The 18,188-nt window shown below is 66.4% G+C and carries 20 protein-coding genes; 9 read left to right on the plus strand and 11 right to left on the minus strand.

All coding sequences use genetic code 11. From position 1 onward, the window contains the following. Positions 1-117 precede the first annotated feature (117 nt). The 4 genes from ppk2 (at position 118) to E8M84_RS08220 (ending at position 4,149) form a co-directional block, all read left to right on the plus strand. Positions 118-1,041: a polyphosphate kinase 2 gene (ppk2, locus tag E8M84_RS08205; RefSeq protein ID WP_137110632.1), complete on the plus strand. Its 924-nt coding sequence runs from the start codon at positions 118-120 to the stop codon at positions 1,039-1,041. Between the two features lie 75 nt (positions 1,042-1,116). Beyond that, positions 1,117-1,764: a DUF1007 family protein gene (locus E8M84_RS08210; protein ID WP_137110633.1), complete on the plus strand. Its 648-nt coding sequence runs from the start codon at positions 1,117-1,119 to the stop codon at positions 1,762-1,764. After that, positions 1,749-2,741: a nickel/cobalt transporter gene (locus E8M84_RS08215; RefSeq protein ID WP_137110634.1), complete on the plus strand. Its 993-nt coding sequence runs from the start codon at positions 1,749-1,751 to the stop codon at positions 2,739-2,741. The genes E8M84_RS08210 and E8M84_RS08215 overlap by 16 nt, the downstream gene beginning before the upstream one ends. 61 nt (positions 2,742-2,802) lie before the next feature. After that, the gene (locus E8M84_RS08220; RefSeq protein ID WP_137110635.1) at positions 2,803-4,149 is read left to right on the plus strand and encodes an MATE family efflux transporter; all 1,347 of its coding nucleotides are present in this window, start codon (positions 2,803-2,805) and stop codon (positions 4,147-4,149) included. 45 nt (positions 4,150-4,194) lie between these two features. Here the strand turns inward: E8M84_RS08220 and E8M84_RS08225 are convergent, their stop codons facing one another. The 3 genes from E8M84_RS08225 to E8M84_RS08235 all read right to left on the minus strand — a co-directional run bounded on the left by E8M84_RS08225 (position 4,195) and on the right by E8M84_RS08235 (position 8,775). Beyond that, complete coding sequence (locus E8M84_RS08225; RefSeq protein WP_240790310.1) at positions 4,195-6,246, minus strand: capsular polysaccharide biosynthesis protein; 2,052 nt, start codon at positions 6,244-6,246, stop codon at positions 4,195-4,197. Between the two features lie 7 nt (positions 6,247-6,253). After that, positions 6,254-7,396: a polysaccharide biosynthesis/export family protein gene (locus E8M84_RS08230; protein ID WP_240790311.1), complete on the minus strand. Its 1,143-nt coding sequence runs from the start codon at positions 7,394-7,396 to the stop codon at positions 6,254-6,256. A 98-nt stretch (positions 7,397-7,494) separates the two neighbouring features. Continuing rightward, on the minus strand, positions 7,495-8,775 hold the full coding sequence (locus E8M84_RS08235; RefSeq protein ID WP_137110636.1) for a capsule biosynthesis protein: 1,281 nt from the start codon (positions 8,773-8,775) through the stop codon (positions 7,495-7,497). Positions 8,776-8,917: 142 nt separating this feature from the next. Here E8M84_RS08235 and E8M84_RS08240 point away from each other — a divergent pair, with 142 nt between their 5' ends. From E8M84_RS08240 to E8M84_RS08250, 3 genes are all read left to right on the plus strand, one after another. Further along, a complete protein-coding gene (locus E8M84_RS08240; RefSeq protein ID WP_137110637.1) occupies positions 8,918-9,508 on the plus strand; it encodes a riboflavin synthase in 591 nt (196 codons plus the stop codon). 107 nt (positions 9,509-9,615) lie between these two features. Then, the gene (locus E8M84_RS08245) at positions 9,616-10,164 is read left to right on the plus strand and encodes a hypothetical protein (RefSeq protein WP_170971874.1); all 549 of its coding nucleotides are present in this window, start codon (positions 9,616-9,618) and stop codon (positions 10,162-10,164) included. Positions 10,165-10,193: 29 nt separating this feature from the next. Then, complete coding sequence (locus tag E8M84_RS08250; protein WP_137110639.1) at positions 10,194-10,427, plus strand: hypothetical protein; 234 nt, start codon at positions 10,194-10,196, stop codon at positions 10,425-10,427. Between the two features lie 51 nt (positions 10,428-10,478). Here the strand turns inward: E8M84_RS08250 and E8M84_RS08255 are convergent, their stop codons facing one another. The 5 genes from E8M84_RS08255 to E8M84_RS08275 form a co-directional block, all read right to left on the minus strand. Further along, positions 10,479-10,991: a CarD family transcriptional regulator gene (locus E8M84_RS08255; protein WP_137110640.1), complete on the minus strand. Its 513-nt coding sequence runs from the start codon at positions 10,989-10,991 to the stop codon at positions 10,479-10,481. 288 nt (positions 10,992-11,279) lie between these two features. Beyond that, a complete protein-coding gene (fdxA, locus tag E8M84_RS08260; protein ID WP_137110641.1) occupies positions 11,280-11,618 on the minus strand; it encodes a ferredoxin FdxA in 339 nt (112 codons plus the stop codon). A gap of 52 nt (positions 11,619-11,670) precedes the next feature. Further along, positions 11,671-11,991 (minus strand): RNA-binding S4 domain-containing protein, encoded by a 321-nt coding sequence (locus tag E8M84_RS08265; RefSeq protein WP_137110642.1) that lies wholly within the window; start codon positions 11,989-11,991, stop codon positions 11,671-11,673. After that, a complete protein-coding gene (locus E8M84_RS08270; protein ID WP_137110643.1) occupies positions 11,992-14,865 on the minus strand; it encodes a helicase-related protein in 2,874 nt (957 codons plus the stop codon). A gap of 3 nt (positions 14,866-14,868) precedes the next feature. Continuing rightward, positions 14,869-15,387 (minus strand): tetratricopeptide repeat protein, encoded by a 519-nt coding sequence (locus tag E8M84_RS08275; RefSeq protein WP_240790312.1) that lies wholly within the window; start codon positions 15,385-15,387, stop codon positions 14,869-14,871. A 109-nt stretch (positions 15,388-15,496) separates the two neighbouring features. On the opposite strand from E8M84_RS08275, the gene E8M84_RS08280 reads away from it, so the two are divergent. Further along, the gene (locus E8M84_RS08280; protein ID WP_137110645.1) at positions 15,497-15,784 is read left to right on the plus strand and encodes an SCP2 sterol-binding domain-containing protein; all 288 of its coding nucleotides are present in this window, start codon (positions 15,497-15,499) and stop codon (positions 15,782-15,784) included. Continuing rightward, positions 15,781-16,725 carry an alpha/beta fold hydrolase gene (locus E8M84_RS08285; RefSeq protein WP_240790313.1) on the plus strand — a complete coding sequence of 315 codons (945 nt, stop codon included), beginning with the start codon at positions 15,781-15,783 and terminating at the stop codon, positions 16,723-16,725. The genes E8M84_RS08280 and E8M84_RS08285 overlap by 4 nt, the downstream gene beginning before the upstream one ends. A gap of 44 nt (positions 16,726-16,769) precedes the next feature. Here the strand turns inward: E8M84_RS08285 and E8M84_RS08290 are convergent, their stop codons facing one another. Genes E8M84_RS08290 through E8M84_RS08300 form a run of 3 tightly spaced genes read right to left on the minus strand, consistent with a single transcriptional unit; the run spans position 16,770 to position 18,186 of the window. Then, a complete protein-coding gene (locus E8M84_RS08290) occupies positions 16,770-17,180 on the minus strand; it encodes an META domain-containing protein (RefSeq protein WP_137110646.1) in 411 nt (136 codons plus the stop codon). A 41-nt stretch (positions 17,181-17,221) separates the two neighbouring features. Next, positions 17,222-17,689, minus strand: coding sequence for a transcription antitermination factor NusB (gene nusB, locus E8M84_RS08295; RefSeq protein WP_240790314.1), 468 nt, complete (start codon positions 17,687-17,689; stop codon positions 17,222-17,224). Next, entirely contained in the window at positions 17,686-18,186 is a 501-nt protein-coding gene (locus E8M84_RS08300) for a 6,7-dimethyl-8-ribityllumazine synthase (RefSeq protein WP_137110647.1), read from the minus strand. Before E8M84_RS08300 ends, nusB begins: the two co-directional genes overlap by 4 nt. Positions 18,187-18,188: the final 2 nt, after the last annotated feature.

Raw genomic sequence — 18,188 nt, forward strand, 5'->3', positions numbered from 1 at the left:
CCTGTGGCGCGGAAGCAAAAGGGGGCAGCGATCTGCGGCAGTCTTGATCCGCATCAAGGCAAAAAGTCGCAGCCTGTGCATGGGTTTCCCGGTCATCAGCAAGGGAGGTGCAACCGCATGGACGACAGCGCGACGATCCTGAAACCCGCCGAAGCAAGCCCGGTCGAGGCCAGCCCGAAGCCGCGTCCGGTGCCGGAAAACCCGCTGCACCAGGCTTTCGAATCCGGCCGCTACCCCTATGCCCGCCTGATGGGCCGGGCCACCTATGAGGCCGAGAAGGCCCGCCTGCAGGCCGAACTCCTGAAGGTGCAGATCTGGGCGCAGGAGACCGGGCAGAAGTTCGTGATCCTGATGGAGGGGCGCGACGCGGCAGGCAAGGGCGGCACGATCAAGCGGTTCATGGAGCATCTGAACCCGCGCTATGCCCGGGTTTGCGCGCTGACCAAGCCCTCGGACGTGGAAAAGGGCCAGTGGTTCTTCCAGCGCTACATCGCGCATCTGCCGACGGCGGGGGAAATGGTGTTCTACGACCGGTCCTGGTACAACCGGGCGGGCGTCGAACGGGTGATGGGGTTCTGCTCTCCCAGCGAGTATCTGGAGTTCATGCGCCAGGCGCCGGAGTTGGAGCGGATGCTCGTCCGGTCGGGGATAAGGCTTTACAAATACTGGTTTTCCGTGACGCGGGAGGAGCAGCGGGCACGGTTCCTGGCGCGGGAGACGGACCCGTTGAAGATGTGGAAGCTGTCGCCGATCGACAAGGCGTCCCTGGACCGCTGGGACGATTACACCGAGGCGAAGGAGGCGATGTTCTTCTACACCGACACCGCCGATGCTCCCTGGGTGATCGTCAAGTCGAACGACAAGAAGCGGGCGCGCTTGAACTGCATGCGGCATTTCCTGTCGACCATAGACTATCCGAACAAGGATCACGAGGTGGTGGGCACGCCGGACCCGCTGATCGTGGGGCGGGCGACGCAGGTGCTGGGGATGGGACCGGCGATCTATGACGTGGCAACCCATCCGGCGATGCTGAAGGGCTGAGAGACAGGGCAGACCGGCGCCGGTGGCAGTGGGTCGCACTTGGCCTTGCCTCAGGGGATCGGTAGAGTGCGCGCCATGTTGCGCCCTACCCTGCTTGTTCTGCTTCTTGCCGCCGGTCCCGCCTGGACCCACCCGCATGTCTGGATCGACACCGGGATTGAGGTGATCCTGAACGACCGGAACGAGGCGACGGGGGTCCGGATCACCTGGACCTACGACGACCTCTATTCGCTGTATATCGTCGGCGACATGGGGCTGGACCCCGACTGGGATGGCAAGCTGACCCCCGAGGAGGTGGAGCGGCTGTCCGGCTTCGACATGGAATGGATCGAGGGATTCGAGGGCGATACCTATGCATTGATGGCCGAAAAGCCGCTGGCGCTGTCGGGGCCGCGCGACTGGACGGCGGGCTATGCGGAGGGGAAAATTACCTCGACCCATGTGCGGGACTTTGCGGCCCCCGTTCCCGTGGGGGAGGTGCCGCTGATCGTGCAGGCCTATGATCCGGGGTATTACGTCGCCTACGGGATTCCCGGGCGCCCGGTGGTGACCGGGGGCAAGGGCTGCACGGCTCAGGTCTTTGTGCCCGACCTGAACGAGGCGGAACAGAAGCTTCTGGATGCGCTGTCGGAATACACGCCGGACGTCGATGTCGAGGCCGACTATCCGGCCGTGGGGGCCAATTTCGCCGAGGAAGTGCGGGTGACATGCGCCGCGCCGTGATGCTGACGGCGCTGGTCGTGGTGCTGGCCCTTGTCGCCTTGTGGTTCGCGGGCGCGCTGGATGGGCTGGCCCAGGGGTTGGCGATGATGCAACGGGCCGCGCAGAACGAACTGGCCGGGGCGATCCGCGCGCTGCGCCGGGGCGATCCGGGAGCGGTTGCGGCCTTCTGGGCGCTGTGTTTCGGCTACGGCGTGCTGCATGCGGCGGGGCCTGGGCATGGCAAGCTGGTCATAGGTGGCTATGGGCTGGCGCGGCGGGTGCCGGTCGGGCGGCTGGCGGGGCTGGCGCTGGCGTCGAGCCTGGCGCAGGCGGCAGTCGCGGTGGCGCTGGTCTATGCGGTCTTGGCGGTGCTGGGTCTTGGCCGGGTCGCGGTCGAGGGCGCGGCGGAACGCTGGGTCACACCTTTCGGTCATGCGATGATTGCCGGCCTCGGGCTCTGGCTGGTCTGGCGCGGGGTTCGGGGGCTTTTGGCAGGCGAGACGGGACTCGCGGGCGACCAGCACCACGACCATGCCCATCCCCAACATGACCACGCCCATCACGATCATGACCATGGCTCAAGGCCCCACGACCACGCACACAACCATGCGCACGGTGGGCTGGACCATGTCCACGGGCCGCAGTGCGGCCATGCCCACGGCCCGACGCTGGACGAGGTCGCGCAAGTCAAGGGCTGGCGCGACGGTTTGGCACTGGTCGCAGGGATTGCGTTGCGACCCTGCTCCGGCGCGCTCTTCGTGCTCGTCCTGACCTGGCAGCTGGGGGTGGCGCTTGCCGGGGTGGTGGGGGCCTTTGTCATGGGCCTGGGTACGGCCCTTGTGACCAGCGGGGCCGCCGTCCTGTCGGTCTGGCTGCGCGAGGGGGCGGTCTACGAGTTCGGCGTCGGCCGGATCGCGCGGGTCTTCCCGGTGGTGGAACTGACCGTCGGACTGGTGATTGCCGGGGCGGCGCTGGGGCTTCTCATCGGCAGTCTCTGACGCCGCAGGGCAGCGAATTGCCCGACTTGTGCCCTCGGTCCGGCAAGGGTAAGCCGGACGCATGACACAGACCATGACCAAGACCGCCCACGCGAGGGAGATGCTCGTGCTGGGGCTTCCCCTCATCGGGTCGTCGCTGGCGCAGATGGCGCTGCATGTGACCGATACCGTCATGGTTGGCTGGTATGGCGTGGTGCCGCTGGCCGCCGTGGTGCTGGGGGCCTCGTCCTTTTTCATCGTCTATGTCGTGGGCTCGGGCTTTGCCAAGGCGGTTATGCCGATGGTTGCCGCGGCGCTGGGTCGGGACGATGAAACCCAGGTCCGCCGCGACACGCGGATGGGTCTCTGGCTGTCGATCGCCTTCGGCGTGGCGGTCTACCCGATCTTCTGGTGGTCGAAGCCGATCCTCATGGCACTGGGGCAGGACCCTGAGGTCTCGACTATCGCACAGGACTACATGCGGATTGCCGGACTGGGGATGGCCCCGGCGCTGGTGGTCACCGTGCTGCAAAGCTACCTTTCGGCGCTGCACCGGACACAGGTCGTGCTGTGGGTGACGCTGGCCGCGGTGGCGGTGAATATCGGCATCAACTGGGCGCTGATCTTCGGCAACTGGGGCTTTCCCGAGATGGGGGCAAGCGGGGCCGCTGTGGCAACTGTGACGGTGCAGGTCGTGTCGCTGTTGGCGCTGGGGCTTTACGCCCATTTCCTGCCCGAACTGCGCAAGTTCCACCTGTTCCAGCGCTTCTGGCGGCCCGACTGGCCCGCGATGCGTCAGGTCTGGCGTCTGGGGCTGCCGATCGGGCTGACCGGGCTGGCGGAGGGTGGGCTCTTCCAGGCCTCGGCGCTGATGATGGGCTGGATCGGCACGGTCGAGCTTGCCGCGCATGGCATCGCGCTGGAGGTCGCTGCGCTGACCTTCATGCTGCATGTAGGCCTGTCCAGTGCCGCCACGATCCGCATCGCGCGGTTCGATGGGCAGGGCGACCGGGTCGCATTGCGGCGGGCGGCTAAAGTTGCGGTGGTCCTGTCGCTGGCGGTGGCTGTCGCTTCGGTCTGCCTGTTCCTGGCGATCCCTCAGCAGATTGTCGCGCTGTTTCTGGATCTGTCGAAGCCGGAAAGCAGTGCGATCCTGGTCCATGGCTCGGCCCTTCTTGTGCTGGCGGCGCTGTTCCAGCTGGCCGACGGGATGCAGGTCATGGCGCTGGGGCTGTTGCGCGGGGTGCAGGACACGCAGGTGCCGATGTGGTTGGCGGCGGTCAGCTATTGGCTGATCGGCATCCCCTGCAGCTATGTGCTGGCCTTCCCGCTGGGTTATGGCGGACAGGGGCTTTGGCTGGGTCTGGTGGTGGGCCTGTTCTGCGCTGCGGCCAGCCTGATGTGGCGGTTCTGGCGGCTGGTTCGGTAATCTGGTGCCCGCCCGCGACGAGACGCCGGAGCCGCGACGCGGAAGCTAACGCCAGAGATGCGCGAGGCTGGCAAAACGGCCCTGCAGCTTCGAAAGCAGCCGGTTCGCCCGACCCGGATGCGGGATGTCACCCGATACCAGCCGGTCCAGCGCCACTTCGGGTGGGCAGGGACGGCGGCTGACCGGGTCCCAGTAGCGCGGATAGGCCACCAGCGCGGCATGGGCGAGTTGCATCAGGTCCGGTCGCGCCTTGCGCCGGTCCGGCACCGGGCCCAGGTCCCGCGTCAGGCCCCAGCCCGCATAGAACGGCGTGCCAAGGCAGGTGACAGGCAGTCCGCGGAGCAGCGCCTCGAAGCCCAGAAGCGAAGTTATGGTCCAGACTTCCTGCACTTCGGCCATGAGGCGCAAAGGATCGGCGGCGGAGGCCACTTTATCGGCAACGCCCGCCAGATCCGCCGGGGCGATGGCCCCCGCCCGCAGGCCCGCTTCGACATCCGGGTGCGGCTTGTAGATCACCACCGCCGTCGGATGGGCCGCCCGCACCGCCTGCAGAAGCGCAAGGTTCGTCCGGACCGCCCCCGCGCCGGTGCGGATCGAGGCGTCATCCTCGACCTGTCCGGGGACAAGGATGCGATGACCTTCGGGCAGCGGCGGCAGGTCGCCGCCGAGATTGTACTTCGACAGGCCGTCGCTTCGCAGCCGCTGCACGAGGGCCTCGGTCCGCTGGTGCTGTGCCTCGCTCAGGGGCGTGGCGATCAGCCTCTCCAGCCGCGAGGGGCGGGTCGGGTCATAGTAGATGCCAAGGTCGTCAGTCACCAATGACAGGGGCGGCACCAGTTCGGCGCCAAGCCCGCGCGAGCGGAGAAAGCCGTCCTCGACCCGCAGGCAGGGGGCCTTGGGCGCAAAGCCTGCCGGTTCCTTGCCCGCCCATATCAGCAGGCTGCGCCCGGTGGTGCTGGCCAGCCGGTCCGCCGCCACAGGATCATCGCGGAAGCGCAGGCCGCGCGTGCCGCCGAAGACCGCCTGCAGGCGCGGGCGTTTCCACAGCCGCATGCCGGCCGCCACATGGCCCCGGCGATCCTCGCGCCAGGCGCGGACCTCGGCCTGAAGCTGGCGGATCACGTCGTCCAGCCCGCAAAGTCGGTCGCGGCAGGGGTCGTACCAGACCGGGGCCAGCAGCATTGCCCCGGCGAACAGTTCTTCCCGGGTGAGGGTACGGGTCCGGCGCGGGATCGGCTGGTCGTCGCTCGTCAGACCCCAACCGGCATAGAAGGGCTGGCCGAAGACCCGGGGGCGGTGGCCGTGCAGGATCGCCTCGAACCCGATCTGCGAGGAGACGGTGTAGACCTCGGCCGCATGGGCCAGCAGGCGATGCGGCGAGACCGGGTCGGTCAACAACATGACACGGCCCCCGGCATCCTTGGGGCCGAAGTGGCCGGGGCGCAGGCCAAGCGCGGTTTCGGGGTGGGTGCGGATCACGATGCGACGGTCGGGGTGGTACTGCAGGGCGGCGGCCAGCATCGTCCGGAAGGTCTGGGCCGAGGCGCCGGAATGGCGGATCGAGGCGTCACCGGCGGATTGGTCGACGATCAGGACGTAGCCCGGGTCGGGGGTGGGGCAATCCGGATCAAAATTGTTGTATTTCGATAAGTAAGATTCCAGAAAACAATTTGTTAGATGTTTAGCCTCACGCAGAATATTCGAATAGTATAAGTGCGAGTTGGCAAGAATCTCCTCCATCCGCGACGCTCGGCTGCTGTCGAAATGCACGCCGACCGGGTCGAAGAGGAATCCGATGGCAGGACCGCCCCCCGCCCGACCGGGAAGGAGGGACCGCAGGAAGGCGTCTTCGACCCGGACCAGAGGCACCCCGCGCTGGGCGGCCAGAGCCTCGCCGCGCCAGGCGGTCGGGCTGCGGCCCCAGACCAGAACGCCGTCCTGCGGGCCGGGCAGGCCAAAGTGCAGCTCATGCCCGGCAAGCTGCAACACCCGGTGCAGCCGGGCATTGCGCAGGATCGACAGGTTCTGGTGATAAAGCCGCCGGGGAACCCCGGCCAGCGCGGGCAGGCTGATCGCGCCCGCCCCCCCGCCGGTCACGGCGTCGTCATTCGCCCGCGTTGGCAGTGTTCGCAAGGCCCGTCGCGGCGGTCGTCGTCCCGGTGATCGCGCCCAGGGTCTTCTGCCACTGCACGAACGGCGCTTCGGTCACATAGAGCGTGTCGCCGTCGCGGATCTGGAAATCGCGGGCCTCGAACAGTCCCGTGGGTTCGGTCAGGTCCAGCACATAGACGATGCGCTGGTCGCCGATCAGGTCCGGTTGGCCAAGAACCGCGCGGGCGATCTCCTCGCTTTCGTCGCGCAGGATGAAGACCCCGGTCGGGTCGGCGGACATGGTGGCAAGACCGCCGACGGTAGCAATCGCCTCAAGCGCCGACATCGTTTCCGATTCGAAGGGCACCGTGCTTTGCGCCCCTGTCGCCCCAAGGGCGATGAACTGGCGGCTGTCTTCCTCGACCACGATCTTGTCGCCAGCCCGCAGCGCGATGTCGAGATTGGGGTTCTCGTACAGGTCGTTCAGCCAGATCTTGCCGGTATGGCTGCCGCGCGTCACGCGGACGATGGCAATCGACGGATCGACCGTCACGCCGCCGGCCTTGGCCAGCATGGTGGCCAGAGTGCGGGTCGAGGCCTCGATCGGGTAGACGCCGTTCAGTCCGGCCTGGCCGGCAATCGACACGGTGGAACCTTCGCCCGGAGTGCGCGAGACGCTGACCTGCGGGTCAGGCGTCTGGTCTTCCAGCCTGCGGGTGATCGCCTGGCGCAGGCCTTCGGGCGTCTGGCCCGCCGCCTTGATGCGTCCGCCGTAGGGGATGTAGATGTAGCCTTGGCCGTCCACCTGGATCTGCGACAGGCCGGAAACGCGCTGGCCGGTATTGCCCAGAAGCGGGTCGTCCTTGACGTTTTCGTAGACCGTCACGTTGATCGTGTCGCCGGCCGAGATCATGTCCGAGGCGACGACACCGGCGTTGCGGAAGCTGGGGCTGAAGCCGAAGGTCGGCTGGACCGAGGTGGCCCGGGTCACCTCGGGGGTCACGGTGACGATATGGGCGTTGCCCTTCTTTTCCACCGATCCGGCGTAGATTTCACGCTTGTTCGGGCCAGAACGCGGCAATCCGCACGAGGCGACCAAGGCCACCGATGCCAGCAAGGCAATCGCCTTGACCGTGTGGGACGTCCTGATCGTCACTGCCCTTGTCCCCTGCGTTCTGCTTTGGGTTATTGATGCGCTTCCGCCGCCGGAGATTATCGAAACAACCTGGGGATGGCTACACCGCCGCGCGGAAATCAGCGCACAACCCGCAACTGTTGCCGCGGTGCCGCTGTCCCTTGCGACAGCGCCTGGTAAGGATCATCGGGCGCAAGCATCAGGTCCACAACCTGTCGTAGCAGCCGTCTCCTCCCCCGCGCGGAGTAGAAGCCGCCGACCAGTTGCGAGGTTTCCAGAAGGTAGTGGCGATAGTCGCGGTAGGCCCGGGTGTCGGGCCGCTCGGGGGCGGCGAAGAACGCCTCCAACGGCTGCGAGGAGACGAATTCCGGCTTGGCATAGACCGCCGCCCCGAAGGTGCGCAGTGGCAGGCCCCGCCAAAGCGCCTGCTGTCCGGCGGTCGAGTTCACCGTTACCGCCGAACGCGCATCGTTCAGAAGTTCGGCCAGCTTGCCGCCCCGGACGAAGTGGGTCCGGTCAGCGACCCCGTGCTGGGCCGAAAGCCGCCGGATTTCCGGCAGAAGCGGCACGCGCCCGTCTTCCAGCGGATGCGCCTTGAAGACCAGGTGGTGATGGCGGGGGGCGCCCTTGGCGAAGCCCTCGATCACCACGGCCAGAAACTCGGTCATGCTTGCGAAGGGGGAATGGTCGCGGAAGCTGGCGTCATGTTCCAGCTGCAGGATCGCCAGATGATAGGGGAACCCGCCGCGCCGGATGGCCCTGGTGGCAAGGCGGCGTTCCAGCCGGTGGAGCGGCATCAAGAGGAAGCGGCGCAGATAAAGCCGGAACTCCTGCCCAACGGTCAGCGCCCGGTGCGGGCGGAAATTGCGATAGGCGCGGAAACCCGCCGCGACGAACCCGTGGTAGAGCGCGCCCCAGAACATGTGCTGGCGCATGTCGCCCCAGGTGGCAGGCACCTCGGGCAGGTCGAGGTCGACCTTGGACAGCGCGCCCTGCATCTCGGGCACCGAAAGGTCCATCAGCCGGGAATGGCCGTTCGACCCGCCGCGTTCATAGGTGACCCAGTAGGGCCGAAGGTAACCTTCCTCGAACACATGGACCGTGATCCCGCGCGCCTGGGCGATGCGGATCGCCTGGGCGTGGATCGCCCGCGTGTCGCCGTAAAGGACTAGGTCGGTGATGCCGTGGCGGGTCATCAGGTCGGCGCAGACTTCGGGCCAGCGGTCCTGCGGGTCCTGGAAGGCGATGAAGCCGGGTCCGGGCCAGAACACCCGGTCGCCCAGGTTGAAACCCACGCGCCAGACCTTGGCCCCGGCCGCGCGAAGCTGTTGGCCAAGCTGGTGGAACCAGGGCCCGTGCGGGCCTTGCAGGAACAGGAAGGTGCGGCTGGTTTCGGTCACGTCCGTCCTTGGGTTCGCGGCGATCTGCCACAGACTGCCTCAGAAATGGTAAACAGACCATGGCCTCAAGGGCCCGAGACTTGCAAGCCGCCGGGCCGGGCTTTACCTCGGAAGTCTGGGATAGAAAAAGCGCGAGGCGGGCATGTTCACTGGAATTGTCACCGATGTGGGGCGGATCGTGGAGACGAAGGTCACGGGCGACCTGCGCGCCCGGATCGCCACGCGCTATGACGTGGGAGGGATCGACATCGGAGCGTCCATCGCCTGCGACGGGGTCTGCCTGACGGTGGTGGCGCTGGGCCCGGACGGGTGGTTCGATGTCGAGATCAGTGCCGAGACGGTGTCGAAGACCAATCTGGGCGGCTGGGTGCCCGGCAAGCGGGTCAACCTGGAACGCGCGCTGAAGGTGGGGGATGAGCTGGGGGGCCACATCGTTTCCGGCCACGTGGACGGGCTCGCCGAGGTGGTGGCCGTGCGGCACGAGGGCGGCTCGGTGCGGGTGACCTTCCGCGCGCCAGAGGCTCTGGCCCGGTTCATCGCGCCGAAGGGGTCGGTGGCTCTGAACGGGACTTCGCTGACGGTGAACGAAGTGGCAGGGGCAGAGTTCGGGGTGAACCTGATCCCGCATACGCAAGAGGTGACGACCTGGGGGGAAGTGGCCGTGGGGGACCGGGTGAACCTGGAGGTCGACACGATGGCCCGCTACGTGGCGCGACTGCGCGAGTATGACTGAGGGGGCGCTTGTGGCCGGCCCCGGAGGGTTTCACACCCTCCGGACCTCCCGTGGAGTACTTGGGAAAAGAGCAAGCACAATTTGAGTCAAATGGTTCGGAGAGTGTGATGGGCGAAATCGGGCATAACGGTGGGCCGTCGATGGAGGGCGGAGTCAGCTGGCGCAAGCATTGCTGGTCTTCGGCGCGGGAGCGGTTGTTGCCCACGCTGCCCATCGAGGTTGTACGGACGCGGGTCAAGCGGGCGCAGGCGCTGGGGCTGGATTACAAGACCTATGCCGGGGTGCGGGCGGCCACGGGGCATGACGTGGTGGCGTTTCTGTTTTCCTCCAATGCTTTGCGGGTGACGCTGGTGCGACCGGCGATTCCCGTGGAGCGGGCAGTGAAGCTGGCGGAAGTGCAATGCGGGCGGCTGGCTCTGGCGGTGGCTCCGCTGACGCCGGGGATGGTTGAGGCCGCAAACCCGGTGCTGGACGGGGTTTCCCCCGCGCCTTACGCGCTGGCGGGGTTCAGCGAGATGCGGGAGAGAGTCCGGGCCGCGCTAGGCAAGCTGCCGTCGGATCAGGTGATCCTGGTGGGCGACCTTGGGCTGGAACGCGATTGGTGTGCAGCGGGACGGCTGGCGGGGTACTTGCCGGCGGAGCGGTATTTCGGGTGAGGCGGGTAGGGTATATTGCGCTGTTGGTGGTGCAATGGGCGCTGGTGCTGCAGGGTTTGTTACTGATCCTGATCGCGATTCAGGGATATAGCGTTGACGCGGGGTTTCTTCGGTCGTTACCCGAACCGCTGCCCGGACAAGATACGTATCGCATCCCAATCTACCAACGCCTGGTTCAGGGTATGACAACGGGCTTTATTGCCTTGGGACTGGGCGGCCTCTTGTTCTACCTCCGCCGCCTCTATCTCAAGCGCCCGGAATGAAAAACGGCGGCCCCTTCGGACCGCCGTTTTGCATTCGATAAACCCGAAAGATCAGGCCGCGACGCGACCGACCAGGACCGAGTCGACCTGCTTGGCCGCGCCCGCCTCGTCCACGCCGGACACAGCCGCGACTTCGCGGGTCAGGCGTTCCAGGGCAGCTTCGTAAAGCTGACGCTCGGAGTACGACTGCTCGCGCTGGTCGTCGGTGCGATGCAGGTCGCGGACGACCTCGGCGATCGACAGGAGGTCGCCGGAGTTGATCTTCTGTTCGTATTCCTGGGCGCGGCGCGACCACATCGCGCGCTTGACCTTGGCCTTGCCCTTCAGCGTGTCCAAAGCCTTGGTCACCACATCCGGGGCCGAGAGCGCGCGCATGCCGATGTCGATGGCCTTGTGGGTCGGAACCCGCAGGGTCATCTTGTCCTTCTCGAAGGAGATGACGAAAAGCTCCAGCTGAATCCCGGCGATCTGCTGTTCTTCGATCGAGATGATCTTGCCCACGCCATGCGCAGGATAGACCACGAAATCGTTCGGACGGAATTCAGGCTTCTTCGACTTGGTCATTCATTCTTCCCCAGAAAGGAGGCCCCCTTCCGCGACAAAGGCCCCGCGCCCTGAACCCTTTGTTCAGGCGTGTGGAGCTGGATTGTCACAAAAGATTTGGGCCCAGATGCTGCGCTCTAAGCCGGTTTCAGGCTTCCATGCTTGCTTTGTAAAGGAAAGATAACACAAAAACGCACTGATTCCAACTGCCGCGAAACCGGGCAGTTCAGATGCAAGGCGTTGGAATGTCTCGCTTTGTCCGGATGTAACTGATTCGTGGGGTCGTAGGCCCCCGAATCGGCCACACGATCAGCCGCCGGAGCCGGGGGCCTCGGAGAAGTACTTGTCGCGCTTGCCGGTCTCGCCGTCGCGCTCCTCATACCCGGGCAGCGGGTCCTTCTTCGTCACGATCACCGGCCACTGGACGGCGTATTTCCGGTTGAAGGAAACCCATTCCTCCATGTCCGGTTCGGTATCGGGCCGGATCGCGTCGGCGGGGCATTCCGGTTCGCAGACGCCGCAATCGATGCATTCATCCGGGTGGATGACAAGCATGTTCTCGCCTTCGTAGAAACAGTCGACCGGGCAGACCTCGACGCAGTCGGTGTATTTGCAGGCGATGCAGTTGTCGATGACGACATAGGTCATGGGCCGGCCCCAAAGCGGAAGGTTCGACTGCTAGCTAGAGCAGGAGGGCGGATCATTCAAGCGGCTCCGCGCCGTCCCGAGGGTCAAGATCGACATAGAGAGCCTGCGCCTCGGTCGCGGGGCCGCGCCTGTGGCCAAGTGCCGTCACGCGCACGACGCGGATGCGGGCACCTTGCGGAAAGGTGAGGGTGTCGCCCTCGCTGACATCGCGACCGGGGCGGGAGACGCGGGTTCCGTTCACGCGGACGGACCCCGCTTCGATCAGTTCGGCGGCAAGGCCGCGCGATTTGAAGAACCGCGCCTGCCAGAGCCATTTGTCCAGCCGCAGCCTCTGCGCGGCGTTCGGGTCAGGCTTGCCCGAAGGCCCGGCCAATCAGACCTTGCCCTTGAGCGCCAGAAGGGCGGCGAAGGGGTTGTCCGGGTCGATGGGCTTTTCCTGCCGGGGCGGGCGGGCCTCGAACGACTTCTGCCGGTCGTCGCGGTTGGGCTTGCCGCCCTTGCGGTCGTCGCGGCGGTCGCCTTTCGGGCGGTCGTGCTTCTGCCCGTCGTGGCGGGGCCGGTCGCCCTGGCCTTCGCGCTTGGGCCGGTCGCCCTGCGGACGCTCGCCTTGAGGGCGATCCCCACGGGGTGCGCGCTGGCCTTCGCCTTCCTTGCGTTCAGGCCGAGGCCCGCGTTCCGGGCGTGGGCGGGGCTTCGGGGCCCAGGTGAAGGTGTAGAAGGACTCCATCTCGGGTGCCGCTTCGGGTTCGGGTTCCGGAGCGGGGGCGAGGATCGAGACCTCTTCCGGGATCGGCACGCCGGCGGCGATGGCGGCGGCGGCTTCCTCGGAGATTTCGGGGGCCTTGGGGGCCTCGGCCTTGACCTTCGGGCGCTCGGCCTTTTCGCCCTTGTAGCCAAGGCCACCCATCAGGTCGGCGAACTGGTCCAAGGTCATGCCGGTTATCGACAGCATGTCGGGCGTGGCCTCGAAACCGGCGCGGCTGTCCTTTTGCCGCAGGATATCGGCCAGACGTTCCAGCATGTCGATGCGGATCGCCCGGGCGCCTGCGGGGTGGTAGCCTGCCAGCGTGTAGTGCATCTTCGGCACTTCGGCGACGTTCGGAATCGTGACCAGACCCGGCGGAGGCGATTCGGGGAATTCCTGCAGCCCGTTCCACAGCGACCACAGCACCAGCCGCAGCCGGGTCGGCGCGGGCTTGAGAAGCAGGGGCAGGAAGACCGTGAACTGGCCGAACCGGACACCGTGCTTGCGCAGCGCCCCGCGGGCGTCCTGATCCAGTTCCTTGACCTCAGCCGCCACGGCGTCGCGGGGCAGGACGCCCATCGCTTCGGACAAACGGAACGCAAAGCCGCGGGCGAGGCCGGTCAGGGTCTCGTCGCGGGACATGTTGAGAAGCGGCTCGAACTGGGCGGCCACCTTGCGGTCGATGAAGTGCTGCAGGCGGCGGCGGACCTTTTCCACCACTTCCGGCCCGGCCTCTTCGTCGACAAAGGCTTCGACCGTGGGCTTCGCAGGTTCGGCGCCCTTCACCAACTTGCCCACCGCATTGGTGCCCCACATCAGGCCGCCCTGTTCGGTGAAGTCCAGCTCGGTGTCCGGCGCGTTGTAGAAGCGGTCGGCGCGCAGGTGGAATTCCGGCTTCAGCGCCTGCAAGGCAGCCTGCGCGAGCGTCTTGGCCCCGTCGGGCGTGGCGCTGGCGTCCTGCTTAAAGCGGAATCCTTCCAGACGACCGGCGAACTCGCCCTCGACCGTCACTTCGCCCTTGTCGTTCACTTCGGCCACGAGAGCCTCCTTCTGCTTCAACCGGCGGAGCAGAACAGATGTCCGCCGGTCGACAAATCGTTGCGTCAGCGCCGCATGCAGGGCATCCGACAGGCGGTCTTCTACAGCGCGCGTTTCCTCGCGCCAATGGGTTTCGTCTTCGACCCAGTTTTTCCGCTGGGTGACGTAGGTCCAGGTGCGAATATAGGCGAGCCTGCGCGATAAAGTGTCGATGTCGCCTTCGGTCTTGTCGATGCGCTTGATCGCGGTCGCCAGCCAGTCACTGGGGATGCGCCCGCCGCCAAGGCCGCGACCGACGAGGAATTCGAAGATCCGCGTCAGAAGCGTGGTGTGTTCGGGCCCGGTCGAGGAGCGGAAGTCGGGAATCCGGCAAACGTCCCACAGAAGCTGGACACGTTTCGGCTCGGTCAGCTTGTCCTGCACTTCGGGGAGGGCCGAGAGTGCCTTCAGCGCCAAGACGTCGTCGGCATCGCGCGCCCGGGTGAGCCAGTCGTTGAAGGTGGGCGTCTCAAGGCTGCGGATCAGGCGGTCGGCTGACCCGAAATCCATCGATTCGTTGCGCCAGTGGAGCTTCTTCACCGGCTGGAAGCGGTGGGTCTCGATCGCCTCGACGGTGTCTTCGTCGAAGGGGCGCACTTCACCCGTTACCCCGAACGTCCCGTCCTCGGTATGGCGGCCAGCACGGCCGGCGATCTGGGCCAGTTCCTGCGGGTACAGTCCCCGCATCCGGCGGCCGTCGAACTTCGCGGTGGCGGAAAAGGCGACATGCTTGATGTCGAGGTTGAGGCCCATGCCGATGGCATCGGTGGCGACCAGGTAGTCCACGTCGCCGTTCTGATACAGCGCGACCTGAGCGTTCCGGGTGCGGGGGGACAGCGCGCCCATCACCACGGCGCAGCCACCCTTCTGGCGGCGGATCAGTTCGGCGATGGCGTAGACGTTTTCCACCGAGAAGCCGACGATGGCCGAGCGTTCCGGCATCCGGCTGATCTTCTTCGAACCCGCATATTTCAGCGTCGACATCCTGTCGCGCTTCAGGAACGTCACATGCGGCACCAGCCCCGCGATGGCGCCCCGCATGGTGTCGGAGCCCAGGAACAGCGTCTCGTTCAGGCCCCGCGCGCGGAGCAGGCGGTCTGTAAAGACGTGGCCCCGGTCGGCATCGGCGCAAAGCTGGATTTCATCGACTGCGACGAAGTCCGCGCCGATTTCCAGGGGCATCGCCTCTGTCGTGCAGACCCAGTATTGGGTGCGGTCTGGGACGATCCGCTCCTCGCCCGTGACCAGCGCCACGACCGAGGGGCCGACCTTGGCAACGATGCGATCATAGACCTCCCGCGCCAGCAGCCGCAAAGGCAGGCCGATGACGCCGGTCCGATGGGCCAGCATCCGCTCGATCGCGTGATGCGTCTTGCCGGTGTTCGTCGGCCCAAGGACCGCCGTCACCCGCCGGGTGGCGTCCATGGCTTAAAGCTCCTGCCCCTCGGCCTCTTTTTCCAGCCGCTCGATGGCTTCGGCTGCCCCCTGCATATGGGGATGAATGGCAATCGCCGCGCGATAGACCTCCAGCGCGCGTTCGGGCTTGCCGGTTTCTTCCAGGATCAATGCCAGCCCCGACAGGGCGCCGAAATGCCGGGGGTTCAGCGTCAGGACATGGCCGATGTCGGCAACCGAAGGCCCGAACTCACCCGCCATGTAGAAGGCAGTGGCGCGGGCATTCCAGGCCTCGGCGAAATCCGGATCGTGGTCGATGATGGCGCTGAAATGCTCGATGGCGGCGGGAAAGTCGCCAAGGTCCATCGCATCCTTGCCGCGCTGCAGCAGAAGGTCGAGGGCTGGAGAGCCGGACTTCGACCATTCGATCCAGATTTCCGTCTCGATCCGGCCCGCTTCGCCCGCTTCGGCGGTCTTCAGGCGCTGGAACAGGTCGTCGAGCTTGGCGTTGTCCTGCGCAAAGGCTGCGGCGCAAGTCAGGAAAAGCGGCACAAGTGCCGTAACGATACGATTGAGAATGACGGCCGGGACACGCATAACTGGAAAGTAACCGATCCGCGCCAGATTGCCAGTGGCGCCGGGGTCACGAAGGAGAGACTTGATGAGCGAGATGATCGATGCTGCCGTGAAGGCGCTGTCTGCCAAGGTTTCGGGCGGTTTCGACGGGGTGGCGAAGTTCGTGATCCCGGGCGAGGGCGCGATCATGCTGGACGGACAGGGCGTCCGGGCCGGCGATGAAGAGGCGGATGTGACCCTGACCGCCGAGGCCGACGTGTTCCGGGCGATTCTGGACGGCGACATGAACCCGACGATGGCCTTCATGACCGGCAAGCTTTCGGTCGACGGCAGCATGGGGCTCGCGATGAAGCTCGGCTCGGTGCTGGGGTGAAACACGACAGCGCCCAGCCAGCGCCCTTCCATCAGGTTGTGGCCGATGCCCCGCCCGGCGCGGTGGTGGTCTGGGCGCAGGCGGGCCGGGCGCGGATCAGGCTGGCCTCGTGGAAGGCGGGCGACAAGGGCACGGTGCTGCTGTTGCCCGGCCGGACGGAATGTATCGAGAAGTACGGCCGCGCAGCGGGTGATCTGATCGCACGCGGGTTTTCGGTTATCACCATCGACTGGCGCGGTCAGGGCCTTGCCGACCGGGCGATGGCCGACCCGATGCTGGGCCATGTCGACGATTTTTCCGAGTTTCAGGAAGACCTTGACGCCCTTCTGGCCGAGGCGTCCCGCCTGGACCTGCCGCAGCCCTACTACATGGTCGCTCATTCCATGGGGGGCTGCATCGCCCTGCGCGGGCTGATGCGCGGGCTGCCGGTCAAGGCGGCGGTGTTCTCGGCGCCGATGTGGGGCATCGCGATGGCGGCCTGGCTGCGGCCCGTGGCCTCGGTCGTCTCGGCGCTGGCCGGGCCTCTGGGCCTCGTCAGCCGCTACGCCCCCTCGACCAGCGCCGAAACCTATCTGCTGCAGGCGCCCTTCCAGGGCAATGTGCTGACCACCGACCGTGAGATGTGGGACTACATGCGCCGCCAGGTCGCCGAAGTGCCCGCGCTGGCGCTGGGAGGCCCGTCGATCGGTTGGCTGAAGGCCGCGCTGCGGGAATGTGCGGACCTGGCGGCGATGCCCGCGCCAAGGGTGCCGGTGATCTGCGCTTTGGGCACGGCCGAGAAGGTGGTCGACGTCCCGCCGGTGCATCTGCGGATGGCGGGCTGGTCGAACGGCCAGCTGGACCTGTATCCGGGGGCCGAGCATGAGATCATGATGGAAGGCCCGGCGACGCGGAAACGCTTTTTCGACCGCGCCGCCGCGCTGTTCGAGGCGAACCGCTAGATAAGGTGGGCAGTCTTGCCCACCCTACGCGCGAACGCCCGGGGTTACTGCCGTGCCAGGCAGGACAGGCAGGGCTCGGCCGGGTCATTGGCGAACTCGATGATCCGCCCCTCGGGCCCGATGAGGTAGAGATGGCCCTGATCCAGTTCCACCCGCTGCATCGCCTGCAGCGCCGCGAAGAAGGCGTCCTCGGCCGCAAGCTCCGGGCAGGCCATCTTGGTCGCCCCCATCATCCCAAGGCTCAGCGCGGGGAGGGCGACGGCGTTGGTGCCGAAGTAACGGTTGCAGGGCGCCTTGCCCGACACCTTGTCGCCGTCGAACCGCAGCGAGGCTTCCCAGGGGACTTCCTGGCCCTCCAGGCCGACCAGGTGCCAGTCGATCCCGGCAATCTCGTTTGATAGGGCAGGGGTGACGCAGGCCGCAAGTGCGGTCAGGGACAAGAGGCTAAGACGCATGGGACAGGCTCCTTCAAGAGGTCAGACATCCCTTTGACGCGTCAGAAAGCCTCGGGCTTGGCCTCGCGCGCCATGTGGTCGAGAACGGCATTCACGAATTTTGGCTCTTTCCCGTCCGGAAAGAAAGCCTTGGCCACGTCGACATATTCGGTGATCGCCACCTTGGGAGGGGTGGACAAGTCCACGAGTTCCGCCCCCGCGGCCCGGAACAGCGCCCGGAGCACCGGGTCGATCCGGTCGATCGGCCAGGCCGCGACCAGCGCCCGGTCGGTCAGCTGGTCGATCTTCGCCTGCCAGTTGACGGCCGCCCCAACGACGGCGCGGAAGTGATCCACGTCGCCCTCGGCGAACTCGCCTTCCTCGTAGACGGCACCAAAGCGGTGCGTCTCGAATTCGCGCGTCACGGCCTCGACCGTCTGGCCCGAGACCTCCATCTGGAACAGCGCCTGCACGGCATAAAGCCGTGACGCCGATTTCATCTGGCGCTTTTCCGTCCGCTTGTCCGTCATGCCCGGAAACCGATCCCCTTGGATTTCCCGGCCCATTTGCGCGAAAGCGCGATCAGGTGCAAGGCCGCCGCTGCGGCACCCCCGCCCTTGTTCTGGCCCGCCGGATCGGCCCGCACTTCGGCCTGGGCGCGGTTTTCCACCGTGAGGATCCCGTTGCCGACGCAGGCGCCCTGCAGCCCCAGCAGGCTGATCGCGCGCGAGCTGTCATTGCAGACCGTGTCGTAATGCGTGGTTTCCCCCCGGATTACGCAGCCAAGTGCGACATAGCCATCGTACTCTGCCAGCCGTTCCGCCATGGCAATGGCCGTGGGCACTTCCAAGGCGCCCGGCACCTCGACCAGATCAACCTCGGCCCCGCAGGCGGCGCCAACGGCCCTGGCCCCGGCGACGAGGTTGTCGGCGATGTCCTTGTAGTAGGGGGCCACCACGATCAGCAGCTTCACCGGCTTGTCGAAGCTGGGCAGGGGCAGCGTGTAATGCGTCTCGGCGGTGGCCATGG

Source organism: Rhodobacter sp. SY28-1, assembly GCF_005222785.1.
Taxonomy (GTDB): domain Bacteria; phylum Pseudomonadota; class Alphaproteobacteria; order Rhodobacterales; family Rhodobacteraceae; genus Tabrizicola.